Here is a 14,793-nt window from a genome sequence, read left to right on the forward strand (position 1 = left end):
AACCGGCGGCCGCCTATTCCTCGTCCGAGGCCTGCGGCGGATCGGTTGCGGCGCGACGGCCTGTCGCGCCCTTTGATTCGTTCGCCACAGCCTCTTCCGTTCCCGGCCCGGGTTCTCCATCCAATTCCTGCAGCCGGAATCGAGCATGCAGGATGTCGCCGATGAACAGGTCATACAAGAGGATGCCGATCAGGCCGCCCACGAACGGTCCGACGATGGGAACCCAGAAGTACCAGCTGAACGAACCGTCGATCGTGCCCGGTAGCGCCGTCTCCCCCCAGCCTGCCATCCAGGCGAAGAGCCGGGGGCCGAAGTCGCGGGCGGGGTTGATCGCGTATCCGGCGTTGGCGCCGAACGAAATGCCAATCGCTGCGACACCGAACCCGATGATCAGGGGGCCGAGGTTTGCCTTCACCCCGCCATTGCGCATGTCAACGACGGCGGCGATGATCATGAGCAGCAGCGCCGTGCCGACGACTTGGTCCACGAACGGCCCGAAGTTGTCGCCGTTGTAATACGGTGCCGGGAAGGTGGCGAAGATCGAGTACGTGGCCAGGCCCCCGGCCGCATCCCTCGCTGTTTTCGCTGCCTGGTTGAACGCGTCGATGGCTTGCCAGTACACGGCGTACACCACGGCGGCGGCAGCAAAGGCACCGACCACCTGGGCGACGATGTACGGGATCACCTTCTTCCACGCGAATTTGCGCCGGACAGCGAATGCCAGCGTCACGGCCGGGTTGAGATGCGCTCCGCTGACACCTCCGGCGATGTATACCCCGAAGGCCACGGCGAAGGCCCAGCCCCAGGCGATCAGCATCCAGTCCCCGGCCCCCTGGAAGAAGATATTGGCTCCTGCGGTGCGCCCCGACCCCGGCAAGCCTGCCACCGCCATGGCGACGGAGCCATTCCCCAGGAGGATGAGGACGAACGTCCCCAGGAACTCTGCGAGCGTCTCCCCCCACGTCCCGCCGAGCCGTTTGAGACCACTGCCGTTGCGAACGGCGCCCCGAAGCGCGCCTCGAATTGGGGTTATATCACTCACGCCGAGCCTCCATTGGCCGTCCATTTCCGCTCGCCGTTCGTGCAACGGCAAACAGGCTTGAGCGAAGACTAACTCTCTCGAGACCGCATTAGCTAGGGAACGAAATACCCTATTAGTTGCCCCGCCTACTGAGGTACGTCGCCTCTTGGGAAACCTCCGGATGCTTTCAGGAGACCAAGTCAAGAGAACCATTGTGCCAATGCGAGATTGATGTGACGCTACAGATACAACCTTTGATTTGGGGGTAGCACGATGTCGTCCAGTTCCCGCTTGACACCACAGTCACGAACCAGCGCCCTGGAGGCCATGCGGGCCTCCACCGCCGAGGAACCACTAGACGTCCTGGTCATCGGCGGTGGTGTCACCGGCGCCGGAACGGCCCTTGATTCCGTGACCAGGGGGCTGACCACCGCCATCGTCGAAGCCCAGGATTGGGCGTCGGGAACCTCCAGTCGTTCCAGCAAGCTGGTCCACGGTGGGTTGCGCTACCTGCAGATGCTCGACTTCCATCTGGTCCATGAGGCCCTCACCGAACGCGATCAGCTGATCTCGAAGCTCGCACCGCACCTGGTGCGACCGGTTTCCTTCCTCTACCCGCTTGAGCACCACGTCTGGGAACGCGCCTATGTCGGGGCCGGGATCGCCCTCTACGACATCCTGGCCAGCATCACGCCCGGGAAGCGTCCGCTGCCGTTGCACCAGCATCTGACCCGCAAGGGGATGAACAAGCTGTTTCCGGATCTGCGTCACGACGCGGCAGTCGGCGCGCTCCGATACTGGGACGCATCGGTGGACGATGCCCGCCTGGTATCCACCCTCGTCCGCACGGCAGCTTCCCACGGCGCCCAGGCGGCGAGCCGGACCCAGGTCGTTGACCTCACCCGCAACGACACCGGACGGATCGCCGGTGCGCTGCTGCGCGACCTGGAAACCGGCGATGAACTGCGCGTCCACGCCAGGAACGTCGTCAATGCCACCGGTGTGTGGACGGAGGAGACGGAGGCACTCGCCGGCGGCACCGGGGGGCTGCGGGTGCAGGCGTCGAAGGGCGTGCACATCGTCGTGCCGCGCGAACGCATCAGGGGCGAGGCCGGCCTGATCCTCCAAACCGAGAAGAGTGTCCTCTTCGTCATCCCGTGGTCGCGCTACTGGGTCATCGGCACCACGGACACCCCGTGGAAACAGGAGCTCCAGCACCCGGTCGCCACGTCCGCCGACATCGACTACGTCCTGGAGCACGCCAACGCGGTGTTGGCCCAGCCGCTGACCCGCGAGGACATCATCGGCACGTGGGCGGGTTTGCGCCCGCTGTTGCAACCAGGCACCAAGGAGGGGACGAATTCGGCAAAGGTCTCCCGCGAACACACCACTGCTTCTCCGTCACCGGGGCTGACCGTCATCGCCGGCGGCAAGCTGACCACGTATCGCATCATGGCCGAGGACGCAGTCGACTTTGCGCTCGGCTCCGCGGCACAGGACAACCCGTCGGTGACCAGCAACGTCCCCCTCGTGGGAGCGGCCAACCTCGAGGTCGAACGCAACTGGAGCCGAACCTATGCAAAAACCCATGGCTGGTCGAACTTCATGGTTGACCACCTGCTCCACCGGTACGGTTCCCTGATCACCGACATCGTGGAGCTTTGTGCCGAGGACGCGTCATTGGCTAGTCCGCTCGAGCATGCGCACGCCTATCTTCGGGCAGAAATCGTGTACGCATGCAGCCACGAGGGAGCGCTGCATGTGGAAGACGTCCTGCTCCACCGCACCCGGTTGAACTACGAGGTTGCCGATCGGGGGCTGGCGGCCCTGGAAGAAATTTCCACGCTCATGGCCGGAGTGCTGGGCTGGGATGAGGCCACCCGCCAGCGCGAGATGGAGGCCTACAGGGATCGCGCCCTCGCAGAAGAGGCCGCCGAGAACGAGACCAACGACGAGGCCGCCGAAGCAGTGCGATTGAGCGCCGCTGACGTCGCGCCGCTGGTCAAGCTCGAGGCGCGGCCCGGCGGGGGGCTCAAACCGGGATCCCCCGCTGATTCCGCTGGCGCTGCCGGTCCCGTCGGCACGTAGCTGTCGCCCGGGTACGCACAGGAGGTACAACACACCACGAAAACGACGGGGAAAGGACAAGGATGGACGTCACGCATCGTCCTCGTCCCGGAGGTCCTTTGCCCAGGGACAGTGGTCCTGCTCGCCCCGCTCGCCGCAGGGTTCAGCCGCACCACCGGCGCCGGCCCCAATTCTCGCCGGCACCGACCATTGCTAGCCACCACCGATAGGAAATGACATGAGCACCCAGTACGTCCTAGCGATCGACCAGGGCACCACCAGTTCCCGGGCGATAGTCTTCACCCACGAAGGAACCATCCACTCTGTTGGCCAGCTGGAACATGACCAGATCTTCCCGCGTGCCGGCTGGGTCGAGCACAACCCCGAACAAATCTGGAGCAACGTCCGCGAGGCAGTCGGCCAGGCCCTGGCACGCGGGAACATCTCCCACCAGGATCTGGCGGCCGTCGGCATCACCAACCAACGCGAGACCACGGTGGTCTGGGACAAGAACACCGGGAAGTCCGTCTACAACGCGATCGTCTGGCAGGATACGCGCACCCAGAAGATCGTCGAGGAGCTCGGCGGCGAGGAAGGCGCAGAGAAGTACAAGGACCGTGTGGGGCTTCCGCTAGCCACCTATTTCTCCGGCCCGAAGATCAAGTGGATCCTCGACAACGTGGAGGGCGCCCGCGAAGCGGCCGAACGCGGTGATCTGCTGTTCGGCAACACCGACACCTGGGTGCTGTGGAACATGACCGGAGGCACCGATGGCGGGGTACACATCACCGATGTCACCAACGCGTCGCGCACGATGCTCATGAACATCGAATCACTGACCTGGAACGAGGACATCGCCGCCGATATGGGGGTACCGCTCTCGATGCTGCCCGAGATACGTTCCTCCTCCGAGGTCTACGGCCAGGGGCGCCAGCGCGGCATGGTCCCCGGCGTGCCAATCGCCGGGATCCTGGGTGACCAGCAGGCAGCCACGTTTGGACAGGCCTGTTTCACGAAGGGCGCCGCGAAGAACACCTACGGAACCGGCAACTTCATGCTCCTGAATACCGGCACCGAGCCGGTGGCGAGCAAGAACGGGCTGCTGACCACCGTTTGCTACAAGATCGGAGACGCCCCGCAGGTCTACGCCCTCGAGGGCTCGATCGCGGTCACCGGCTCCTTGGTGCAATGGCTGCGGGACAATCTGGGGCTGTTCGAGGAGTCCGCAGACATCGAGTACTACGCCAAGAAGGTGGAGAACAACGGCGGCGCCTACTTTGTCCCGGCCTTCTCCGGCCTGTTCGCCCCGCACTGGCGTGCCGACGCCCGCGGAGCGCTCGTGGGCCTGACCCGCTTCGTGAACAAGAACCACATCGCCCGCGCGGCGTTGGAGGCCACCGCATTCCAGACCCGCGAAGTCCTCGACGCGATGAACGCCGATTCCGGTGTCGACCTGACCGAGCTACGGGTCGACGGCGGCATGGTCGCCAACGAACTGCTCATGCAGTTCCAGGCCGATATCCTCGACGTCGATGTCGTGCGTCCAGAGGTCGCCGAAACCACGGCGCTGGGGGCTGCCTACGCTGCGGGGATCGCGGTCGGCTTCTGGGACGGCGAGGACGACGTGGTGGCCAACTGGCGTGAAGGCAAGCGCTGGAGCCCGGCCATGGACTCCACCGAACGCGACCGGCAGTACCGGCTCTGGAACAAGGCAGTGACCAAGACGCTGGACTGGGTCGACGACGACGTCGTCTAGGTCCCGACCGGCCAGGCCACCGGAAACCCACCCCACCCGAAAGGAGGCGATTGTCCGTTTGCAGGCTCCATCACACGCTGGGGACCCACTGGAACACCATTTTGGAAGGATCGAACACCCATGTCTGAAAACAGGGCCGTCGCCTATCAGGGCGCCGGCAAGGTCGAAGTCATCGACACCGCGTACCCGACTTTCGAGCTCAAGGACGGTCCCGGGGTCAACCCCGCGAACGTCGGACGCAAGGTCCCTCACGGGGTCATCCTGCGCACCGTCGCGACAAACATCTGTGGTTCCGACCAGCACATGGTGCGCGGGCGGACGACGGCGCCCACCGGGCTGGTCCTCGGGCACGAGATCACCGGGGAGGTGGTCGAGGTCGGTCCCGACGTTGAATTCATCAAGGTCGGGGACATCTGCTCGGTCCCCTTCAACATCTCCTGCGGGCGTTGCCGCAACTGCAAGGAACGCAAGACCGGCATCTGCCTGAACGTGAACCCCGACCGCCCCGGCAGTGCCTACGGCTATGTCGACATGGGCGGTTGGGTCGGCGGTCAGGCCGAGTTCGTCCTGGTTCCCTACGCCGACTGGAACCTGCTGAAATTCCCCGACCGGGATCAGGCCCTGGAGAAGATCATGGACCTGACCATGCTCTCGGACATCCTGCCGACGGGGTACCACGGTGCCGTCAGCGCGGGGGTCGGTGTCGGCTCCACCGTCTACGTCGCCGGCGCAGGACCGGTGGGTCTGGCAGCTGCCGCCAGCGCACGCCTGCTGGGGGCCGCCGTCGTCATCGTCGCCGACATGAACGATGAGCGGCTGGCCCAGGCCCGCTCGTTCGGCTGCGAAACCGTCAACGTCGGCGACGGCGATCCCGGTGACCAGATCGAACAGCTCCTCGGCGTTCCCGAGGTCGATTGCGGCATCGATGCCGTCGGCTTCGAGGCACGCGGGCACGGGGGAGGCAAGCAAGCGCAGGAGGCACCGGCCACTGTGTTGAATTCGCTGATGGACCTCACCGCGGCCGGCGGGTCGATGGGCATCCCCGGGCTGTATGTCACCGGTGATCCGGGCGCCGCAGACGAGGCGGCGCAACGGGGCGCGTTGTCACTCTCGTTGGGCACCGGGTGGGCGAAGTCGTTGTCCTTCACCACGGGCCAATGCCCGGTGATGAAATACAACCGGGGACTGATGATGGCGATCCTGCACGATCGGATCCATATCGCCGATGCGGTGAACGCACAGGCCATCGGACTCGAGGACGCCCCGCGCGGCTACGCGGAGTTCGACGCAGGGGCAGCAACGAAATACGTGCTGAACCCCAACGGCTACCTGAAGAACTAACTGGATGGTCCCGGTGGGCGCCGACCCCTGACCCCATCCTTCCTGCACGTCAGTCGCTCGAAGGGTTGGTTCGGGGGCCGGGCTCCATCGCCGTGGCAGCAGATGCCCCTCCAGCTGTTCCGTCGGCATTGGCTCGCCGATCAGCAGCCGCTTGAACTTCCGGCTTCGGAGTCCGGTTCCGGCCGTTCAGGCCCTCCCCGTGGCCAACTCGATGGCGTGGGCCCGGTCGCGGGCATCGAGCTTGGCGAAGATGTCGTTCACATAGGACTTCACGGTGCTCGGCGACAGGAACAAGTCGGCGGCAATCTGCGCATTGACGCGCCCGGAGACGATGAGATCCAGGACCTCGGCCTCGCGCGGGGTCAGCTGGGGGAAGCGCTCCCGCACGGTCGGCGGGGCCGCGAAACTGCCGACGATCCTCTCGCCGATGCCGCGCGCAAACGTCATCTGTCCCCCGGCGGCCGAGCCTTGATTCTTCCGGGCGCCCTGCCGCGCCGGCACCACCCCAGGGTGGTGGCCCGGGTGGTGTTTTCCTGCCGTGTCTGGATCGCCCGCTGCTACCGCAGGTGGGTCGGGACCGGTGAACCCACACCGCGGATTCCCGAGTCATTCTCCCGGCCGGGCCTCGATCGGTTGCCGCCGAAGAACAACTGCCGGTGGGTCGAGACCACGATTCCGGCCACGATCAGCAGGAGGATCGTTTGGATGATCTTGGTGTCGGGATCCGTCATGAAGACCTCGTTGGCGAGATTCGCCGTGACATGGAACAGGACGGCGATGAGGATGCTGCGTCCCGTGCTGAAGTAGAGCCAGTTCATCAGGATCACGAACGCCACCATGGACAGCGGGAAGTTCAGCACGTGAACCCACCCCATCTCGACGACCTCGTGGTGGTAGTAGCCCTTGATGAAACCCAACGGCAGGTGCCATAAGGCCCAGAAGACCGTGAACACCAGGGATGCGGTGAAGACCGACATCCTGCGCAGCAGCGCATCCGTGCCGTAACTGTGCCAGGCAAGTTCCTCGAAGACGGCAGCACCGATCAGCGTGAACCACACCGGCAGCAATCCGGCGGAGAAGGTGAAGCCACTACGGAGTTGGAATTGCTCGGGCCCATAACCAAACGCCAGCGAGATGGCTTGGGCGGCCAGGACGCTGGCTACCAACAGGAGCAGTGCCATCGTGAGGTGGAACCAGCCGATGCGGCGCGGCAGCAGCCGGCCGAGCATGTCCGCCCGGAGGTCGGGCCGACGGCGGACCAGCAGGACGACGACGAAGATCGGCGCCACCAGACCGCAGACCCCCAGCGCAGCAGTCCAGACCTGCACTGCTGCGCTCTGGTCGTCCAGCTGGCTGAGGTAGGCGGCCAGGAACCAGAACAGCCACGGGATGACCGTCGCGAGGGTGTAGAAGACAACGGGCCGATCGTACGTGGACGCGGCCGGGTGGTCGACGGTGCTGCTCATCAGGAGCTCCTAGGGTGGCGTGGAACCAGCCTAGGCACGGGGCCAGCGGGCGATATCGGTGAAGACCCTTGCCCGCCCCTGGAGAAACAGGCCGCCTCAGCGACCAGCGGGACTACTTCCCCTGGGTGATGAGGCCTTCCTTGAGCATCCAGTCGTAGGCCACGTCGGCGGGCTCCTCGCCCTTGACGTCGACCCTCAGATTGAGTTCGCGCATCACGTCATCGGTCAGCAGCGGGGAAATCTGCTGGAAGACCTGCTGGAGCTGTGGGTACTCCTTGAGCGTTTCGGTGTTGAAGACCGGTGCGCCGTTGTAGGCCGGGAAGAACTTGCGGTCATCCTTGAGCACCACCAGGTCCAGGGCCTTGATCCGGCCATCGGTGGTGAAGACCTCGCCGAAGTTGCAGTCGCCCTGGTCGGTGGCCGAATACACGGCGCCGGTGTCGTAGGTGCCGATGTTGGAGTCGGGTACCCCGTTCGCGGCACCGCGCTTCAGCCCGTAGGCCTTGAGCATGGGGTTGAAGCCATCGGACCGGGAGTTGAATTCGGACTCCACGCAGAAGGTGCGTTGTTTGACCGGCAGGTCCGCAATCTGGGAGAGCTTGGAGATCCCACCGAGCTTCTTGACCGCATCGCGGCGTACGGCGAAGGCATACGTATTGTTCAACGGGGCCGGCTTGCCCCAGGTGAGTCCGTTCTCCAGGTCCTCATCGTGGACCGCCTGCCACTGTTTCTGCTTCTCGGGGATGCCCTTGGCGTGGCCCATGAAGGTGATCCACGCGGTCCCGGTGTACTCCCAGGTGAAGTCCGCCTGATCCGAAAGCATGAGCTCGCGCACCGGCTGGCTGCCCGGCACGTTGGTCAGGTCGGTGACTTTGAAACCGGCCGCCTGGGCGGCGATCACGCCGATCTTGCCGAGCACCAGTTGCTCGGTGAAGTTCTTCGAGGTCACGGTCAGCTTCGCGTCGCCGGGGAGACCCTCGATGTGCTTGATCTTCCCCGGTGCCGCGTTGGGGACGTAGGAGGCGGCGGGTTGCAGTCCGCACCCGGCCAGCATCCCGGCGGCGGCGAGGGCAGCCGCGGTGGCGAGGAGCCGCCGTCGTACTGTCTTGGTCGGTGCAGCCATGTCTAGAGTCCCTTCGGGCGGGCGATGTGCTCGACGAGTCGGCCGAGCCAGTCGACGATCAGGGCCAGCAGCGCGACCAGCAGGGAACCGGCGACCAGCACGGTGGTCAGATTGAGGTTCACGCCGGTGGTGATAAGGATGCCCAGGCCGCCGCCGTTGATGAAGGTGGCCAGCGTGGCGGTGCCCACCAGCAGGACCAGCGCGGTGCGGATGCCGGCGAGCATGACCGGTACGGCCAGCGGGAGTTCGACCTTCCAGAGCACGGCGCCGGAACTCATGCCCATGCCGCGACCGGCCTCGATGAGGCGTTCGTCGACCTGGCGCAGGCCGACCATGGTGTTACGCAGCACCGGCAGGATGCCGTACGCGACCAGGGCGATGATGGCCGCCCAGAAACCGAAGCCGACCCAGAAGGCCAGCAGCACGACCAGGCCGATCGCCGGGGCAGCCTGGCCGAAGTTGGCCACCGCCACGATGGGGCCGCTGGCCTTGCGCATGGGTCCCCGGGTGAGCACGATGCCCAACGGGATGGCGATGACCAGCACGATCACCGTGGCGAGCACGGTGAGTTGGAGGTGTTCGAGCGTGTAGCCCCACAGGGCGTCGGGTGCCAGGGTTGCCCGTTCGGTCTCGGACAGGTCGGCCGTGGCGAGCCAGGCGATGACGGCCCCCAGGACGATGAGGATGCCGACCAGCTGCCAGACGAGGGGCATGACGGAGGGGCCGGATGGACGGTGGGCCGGCTTCAGGGTTTCCCCGGGATCCGGTACCCCCTGGTTGCTGGTGTCGGGGGTGCTCATGGCCGGGCGTCCTCGTCCGTGGCGCCGGCTGGCGCGCCATCCGCCGGATCGGCCGCGAGGGCGGCGGCCGCCGCAGTGGTGGGGATGGCGCCGCTGTTCAGGCCCACCGGCGAATCCGAGTCCCCCTTGGCCGCTTGCTGCGCGGCCCGGATGGACTCCATGACGGTGTCGACCGTGACCAGCCCCAGGAAGGCGTCGCGCCGCCCGGTGACGAGGGCGGCGCTGACACTGTTGACGAGCATGACGTCGAGGGCATCATTGAGCGTGGAGCGATCCGAGACCACCGCGAGGTTCGGATCCACCTGATCGGTCATGACCTGCAGACGGCTGACCTGCCGGCGGTTCAGCCACTGCACGGGCCGCTTGCGGCGATCCAGTACCACCACGTTGTTTTTGCCGGCACCTTCGAGGCGGGAGAGCACATCGGAGGCGAGATCCCCGGCACCTGCGGTGAGGGCCTCCTCGAGATTGACGTCGTGGACGCGGTTCAGCGTCAGCTGCTTCAGGCCGGCACCGGAACCGATGAAGTTCTCGACGAACTCGTTGGCCGGGTTGGCCAGGATGCGTTCCGGGGAATCGTATTGGACCAGCTGGGCGCCTTCGTTGAACACGGCGATCCAGTCGCCCAGCTTCACAGCCTCGTCGAAGTCGTGGGTGACGCAGACAATCGTCTTCTGCAGTTCATGCTGGATGTTGATCAGCTCATCCTGCAGACGCTGGCGGGTGATGGGGTCCACGGCACCGAAGGGCTCGTCCATCAGCAGGATGGGAGGGTCGGCGGCGAGGGCGCGGGCGACGCCGACGCGCTGCTGCTGACCGCCGGAGAGTTCCTTCGGGTAGCGGTCCTTGTAGGTGGCCGAATCCAGCGAGACGAGTTCGAGCAACTCGTCGATGCGGGAGGCGATGCGTTCCTTGTCCCAGCCGAGCATCTTCGGGACCAGGCCGATGTTCGCCGCCACGGTCATATGGGGGAAGAGCCCGCCGGCCTGGATGACGTACCCGATCTGCCGGCGCAACTTGTCGCCGTCCATCTTGGTGACGTCCTCGCCGTTGATGACGATCCCGCCCTCGGTGGGCTCGATGAGCCGGTTGATCATCTTCAGCGTCGTCGTCTTGCCGCAGCCCGAGGGGCCCACGAACATGACGATGGAGCCGGCCGGGATTTCCAGGGTCAGACCCCCCACGGCTGGCTGGGCCTGGCCCGGGTAGCGCTTGGTCACCTCCTGCAAGAGGATGGAGGCGCCGGTGACGCCTTCCGGGCTGTTCTGGGTGGATGTTTGCAGATCAGACACGGATACCTCGCGGTGTGGTGAGACGACCCAAGCCGACAAGCAGCAGGTCGAGGATGAAGGCCAACAGGATCACGCCGACGACGCCGACGACCACCGACTCGAAGGCGTTGGCGCCGCCGAGCCGGGACAGACCGGAAAAGATGAAGCCGCCCAGGCCGGGGCCGAGCGAATAGGCGGCGATGGCTGCCACGCCCATGACCATCTGGGCGGAGACGCGCACGCCGGTGAGGATGATGGGCCAGGCCATCGGGATCTCCACGGTGGCCAGCGTCCGGAAACGGCTCATGCCGATGCCGCGGGCCGACTCAACGGTGGCCGGCGGGATCCCCGCCAGCCCGACGACCGCGTTGCGCAGGATCGGCAGCGCCGCGAAGAACGTCACGACGGTGACTGCCGGGGGGACGCCGAAGCCCATGGGGGCGATCAGCAGGCCGATCATGGCGAAGGACGGGATGGTCAGCCCGATCGCCGAAATGCTGTTCGCCGCGGAACTGGCGAACTTGCTGCGGTAGACCAATGCCGCGATGACGACGGCGATGATCGTTGCCAGAATGAGGCACTGCACGACCAGGCTGAAGTGCTGCCAGGCCGCGAAGAGGATCTGGCGGTATCTCTCGCCCACGAATTCCCACACGTTCAGACCTTCTTCACCTTGGTTGCGAATCACTCCCTGCAACGGACCGTGATCCGCATCATGCACCCCCACGCTAGTCACCGGGGAGCCGTCCGGGGCCGTTAAAACCAAAAACCACCCGTACCGTTACCACTCCGTGACGTTGCGGGTGGGGCCCGACGGCCCGGAACCTGTCGTTTCATGCCGTACGCCAGTAGCCAAAATCCACGCATGTGCTTGCCACGCATCAGACCGGATGCAAAGGTGAAGACGTTGACTCCCCTCCACGTTAGGAGCATGAAACCATGGCAGATCTAGCCGGCAAGAAGATCCTCGCACTGGTCACGAACCGCGGCGTCGAGCAGGACGAATTGAAGGTCCCCGCCGATCGGCTGCGCGGCGCGGGCGCCCAGGTCACGGTCGCAGCCCCCGAATCCGGAGACGTCCAGACGCTGGTGGGAGACTGGGATCTCGGCGAGAAGATCCCGGTGGACACCACGCTCGCGGAGGTCACGGAGGCCGATTTCGACCTGCTGCTGATCCCCGGCGGCACCCTGAACGCCGACAACCTGCGCCTGGATGCCGACGCGCAGCGCATCGTCACCGCCTTCACGACCTCCGGCCGGCCGGTCGCCTCCATCTGCCACGGACCGTGGCTGCTGGTCGAAACCGGGCTGCTGAAGGGCAAGACGCTGACCTCCTACCTCTCCATCAAGACCGACGTCGAGAATTCCGGCGGCACCTGGAAGGACCAGGAGGTCTTCCGCTGCACGGCCGAGGGGTACACGTTGATCACCTCACGCAACCCGGGCGACCTGGACCCGTTCATCGGCGCCATCCAGGACGAACTGGCGCAGTAGGACCCCGGCCACCCCACACCATCCACCGAAGGAGCAATCACCATGGCTACCCAGAACACCACCCACGCCGGATACACCGTTCCCGGCCTCAGCCTCGCCGACGGCCACAAGGTCGGCGACACGCTGCAGATGCGCCTGCACGCCCTCAACGACCTCCAGCTCACGCTCAAGCATGCGCACTGGAACGTCGTGGGCCGCGACTTCATCGGCGTCCACGAGATGCTTGACCCGCAGATCGAGAAGGTCCGCGCCATGATCGACACGATCGCCGAGCGCATGGCCACCCTCGGGGTCTCCCCCAACGGCCTGGCCGGCGCCCTCGTGCAGGCCCGCCCGTGGGATGACTACGACATCCAGCGCGCCGGGACCGCCGAGCACCTTGCTGCGCTGGACGTGGTCTACACCGGCGTCATCGAGAGCCACCGCAAGGCCCGCGCCGTGGCCGAGAAGCTCGACCCGATCACCGAGGACCTGCTGATCGGCCAGATCGCCGAACTCGAGCTCTTCCAGTGGTTCATGCGCTCGCACCTGGAGAACAGCCAGGGCACCCTCGACGATGCCTCGGCGAAGACCGAGAAGGCGGCGGCAGCCTCCACGAAGTCCTCGAGCACCAAGTCCTCCGCGGCGAAGTCCACGTCAACGAAGAAGAGCACCTCCAAGAAGAAGTAGGCGCTTCAGCCGTTCTCCCCCGCCGGGAGGACTCAGTACGACGACGGTCCAGGGGTTTGATACCCCTGGACCGTTCTCGTGTTCCGCCCTGGGCACGTGGCTCAATCGAGCCGTGCGCCCTCGTCCCGCGCCCTGCCGCTTCCGTCCCGCCGGTTGCGCAACCGCGGCGCGACCACGCCAATGACGACCATAGTCGCCACCATGACCGCCATGTCGGCCGCTGATCGCCGTTCGTGGAGTGCGGCCCGGATCAGTTCCGATGCCAAGCCCACGGCGAGTCCGAGGAGACCCCCACGGATCGAGGACCATGTTGCTGCAGACATCCCAACGCCCCTTCTTGTTGCCTGGGCTTCCCCTCCCACGCTATCCACTACCGGCCCAGTTCCAGGCCCACGGTGATCTCGTCGTCGAGCTCGATCCCCTCGGCCCGGCGCACCGCGATCTTCAGCGGCACCAGGTAGCCGCCGTCCTTCGGGAACAGGGAGGTGGTGAACGTGGTGCCACCGATGGTGGCGGTCACCGGGATCACACCCCAGCCATAGGTGACCTGGGCGGCGACGTCGTGGATGTAGTCCGCGACGTCGCCGGGCACGCGCAGGTAATGGAACGGTGCAGGTCCGCGCCAATGGAAGACGGTTCCCGTGGCTTGCAAGGGGCCTTCGTCGCCGTCCATCCTCGTCCCTCCAGGGGGTCGTTTCATGTGCTGGCAACCCAGCCTACGTCGTGCCCGAGCGGCATGACGATGACATAGGCTGGCCAAAAGTTCGTCGAAAGGACCCGCAATGCCCGCGACCATGCGCGCCGTCAGGCTCAACGGCCCCGGACCGGCGGAGTCTCTGGTCGTCACCGACGTCCCGCGGCCCGTGCCGCGCCCTGGGTGGATCCTGATCCGGGTGAAGGCCTTTGGCCTGAACCGTTCGGAACTGCATCTGCGCCAGGGGGTCGCCGGCAATGCCCGGTTCCCGGTCATCCCGGGCATCGAGGCGACGGGCATCGTCGAGGAGGCACCGGGCGGCGAGTTCGAACCCGGGACCACCGTCATGGCCATGATGGGCGGCATGGGACGATCCTTCGACGGTGGGTACGCGGAGTTCGCGAGCGTCCCGGCCCGGCAGGTGGTTCCCTTCACCAGCACCCTGGATTGGCCGCTGCTCGGCGCCGTCCCGGAGATGCTCCAGACCGCCCATGGATCGTTGGCCATCGGCACCGGACTGGTTCGAGGACAGACGCTGCTCATCCGCGGCGGGACCTCCTCGGTCGGCATGGCGGCCGCAGTCCTGGCCCACCGTGCGGGAGTCCGTGTCATTTCGACGACCCGACGCCAGGGAATGGAAGCCGCCCTGCGCCGGCTCGGCGTCGATGAGGTCGTGCTCGACGACGGGGCCATTGCCGACCGGGTGCGGGACCTCGCCCCGGGCGGGGTGGACGGCGCCATCGAATTGGTCGGCGTCAACGTACTGCGCGATACGCTGGCTGCGACCCGCAGCGGGGGAACCGTCTGCTTCACCGGCATGCTCTCCGATGAGTGGACGATCCCCCAGTTCTACCCCATGGACTGGCTGCCGAACGGCGTCCGGCTCACCGCCTACAGCGGGGACGCGGGCGATCTTCCCCCTGCCGTCCTCGACGACTACCTGCAGGCGGTGGCTGCCGGGGAGGCGGAGATCCCGGTGGGAACGGTGTACGGCCTGGACGATATTGCCCTGGCCCACCGCGACCTGGAGGACAACCGCAAGCCGGGCAAACTCGTCGTGATCCCGTGAGAGGGCCCACCCCGGCCAGGTG

The 14,793-nt window shown here is 66.0% G+C and carries 15 protein-coding genes; 6 read left to right on the forward strand and 9 right to left on the reverse strand.

What is annotated here, in order from left to right:
- Positions 1–13: 13 nt before the first annotated feature.
- Positions 14–1,042, reverse strand: coding sequence for an MIP/aquaporin family protein (locus ABD088_RS15325; RefSeq protein ID WP_343902838.1), 1,029 nt, complete (start codon positions 1,040–1,042; stop codon positions 14–16).
- 252 nt (positions 1,043–1,294) lie between these two features.
- On the opposite strand from ABD088_RS15325, the gene ABD088_RS15330 reads away from it, so the two are divergent.
- From ABD088_RS15330 to fdhA, 3 genes are all read left to right on the forward strand, one after another.
- A complete protein-coding gene (locus ABD088_RS15330) occupies positions 1,295–3,109 on the forward strand; it encodes a glycerol-3-phosphate dehydrogenase/oxidase (protein WP_343902839.1) in 1,815 nt (604 codons plus the stop codon).
- 217 nt (positions 3,110–3,326) lie between these two features.
- Entirely contained in the window at positions 3,327–4,844 is a 1,518-nt protein-coding gene (gene glpK / locus ABD088_RS15335; RefSeq protein ID WP_343902840.1) for a glycerol kinase GlpK, read from the forward strand.
- Between the two features lie 120 nt (positions 4,845–4,964).
- Complete coding sequence (gene fdhA / locus ABD088_RS15340; protein ID WP_343902841.1) at positions 4,965–6,185, forward strand: formaldehyde dehydrogenase, glutathione-independent; 1,221 nt, start codon at positions 4,965–4,967, stop codon at positions 6,183–6,185.
- Positions 6,186–6,371: 186 nt separating this feature from the next.
- On the opposite strand, the gene ABD088_RS15345 is transcribed toward fdhA, so the two are convergent.
- The 6 genes from ABD088_RS15345 to ABD088_RS15370 form a co-directional block, all read right to left on the reverse strand.
- Entirely contained in the window at positions 6,372–6,632 is a 261-nt protein-coding gene (locus ABD088_RS15345; RefSeq protein ID WP_343902842.1) for a helix-turn-helix domain-containing protein, read from the reverse strand.
- A 110-nt stretch (positions 6,633–6,742) separates the two neighbouring features.
- Entirely contained in the window at positions 6,743–7,651 is a 909-nt protein-coding gene (locus ABD088_RS15350; RefSeq protein ID WP_343902843.1) for a CPBP family glutamic-type intramembrane protease, read from the reverse strand.
- Between the two features lie 112 nt (positions 7,652–7,763).
- Positions 7,764–8,774: a glycine betaine ABC transporter substrate-binding protein gene (locus ABD088_RS15355; protein WP_343902844.1), complete on the reverse strand. Its 1,011-nt coding sequence runs from the start codon at positions 8,772–8,774 to the stop codon at positions 7,764–7,766.
- Positions 8,775–8,776: 2 nt separating this feature from the next.
- Positions 8,777–9,487 carry an ABC transporter permease gene (locus tag ABD088_RS15360; RefSeq protein WP_343902880.1) on the reverse strand — a complete coding sequence of 237 codons (711 nt, stop codon included), beginning with the start codon at positions 9,485–9,487 and terminating at the stop codon, positions 8,777–8,779.
- Positions 9,488–9,570: 83 nt separating this feature from the next.
- Positions 9,571–10,866: an ATP-binding cassette domain-containing protein gene (locus ABD088_RS15365; RefSeq protein WP_343902845.1), complete on the reverse strand. Its 1,296-nt coding sequence runs from the start codon at positions 10,864–10,866 to the stop codon at positions 9,571–9,573.
- The gene (locus tag ABD088_RS15370) at positions 10,859–11,500 is read right to left on the reverse strand and encodes an ABC transporter permease (RefSeq protein WP_343902846.1); all 642 of its coding nucleotides are present in this window, start codon (positions 11,498–11,500) and stop codon (positions 10,859–10,861) included. Before ABD088_RS15370 ends, ABD088_RS15365 begins: the two co-directional genes overlap by 8 nt.
- A gap of 284 nt (positions 11,501–11,784) precedes the next feature.
- Between ABD088_RS15370 and ABD088_RS15375 the strand changes: the two genes are divergently transcribed.
- Complete coding sequence (locus ABD088_RS15375) at positions 11,785–12,339, forward strand: type 1 glutamine amidotransferase domain-containing protein (protein ID WP_343902847.1); 555 nt, start codon at positions 11,785–11,787, stop codon at positions 12,337–12,339.
- Positions 12,340–12,381: 42 nt separating this feature from the next.
- Complete coding sequence (locus tag ABD088_RS15380; RefSeq protein ID WP_343902848.1) at positions 12,382–13,008, forward strand: Dps family protein; 627 nt, start codon at positions 12,382–12,384, stop codon at positions 13,006–13,008.
- Positions 13,009–13,109: 101 nt separating this feature from the next.
- Here the strand turns inward: ABD088_RS15380 and ABD088_RS15385 are convergent, their stop codons facing one another.
- Positions 13,110–13,331 carry a hypothetical protein gene (locus ABD088_RS15385; protein WP_343902849.1) on the reverse strand — a complete coding sequence of 74 codons (222 nt, stop codon included), beginning with the start codon at positions 13,329–13,331 and terminating at the stop codon, positions 13,110–13,112.
- 47 nt (positions 13,332–13,378) lie between these two features.
- Positions 13,379–13,681 carry a DUF1905 domain-containing protein gene (locus ABD088_RS15390; protein WP_343902850.1) on the reverse strand — a complete coding sequence of 101 codons (303 nt, stop codon included), beginning with the start codon at positions 13,679–13,681 and terminating at the stop codon, positions 13,379–13,381.
- Between the two features lie 109 nt (positions 13,682–13,790).
- On the opposite strand from ABD088_RS15390, the gene ABD088_RS15395 reads away from it, so the two are divergent.
- The gene (locus ABD088_RS15395) at positions 13,791–14,771 is read left to right on the forward strand and encodes an alcohol dehydrogenase catalytic domain-containing protein (protein WP_343902851.1); all 981 of its coding nucleotides are present in this window, start codon (positions 13,791–13,793) and stop codon (positions 14,769–14,771) included.
- Positions 14,772–14,793: the final 22 nt, after the last annotated feature.

Origin of the sequence: Arthrobacter rhombi (assembly GCF_039526245.1) — a bacterium.
GTDB classification, from domain to species: Bacteria; Actinomycetota; Actinomycetes; order Actinomycetales; family Micrococcaceae; genus Arthrobacter_H; species Arthrobacter_H rhombi.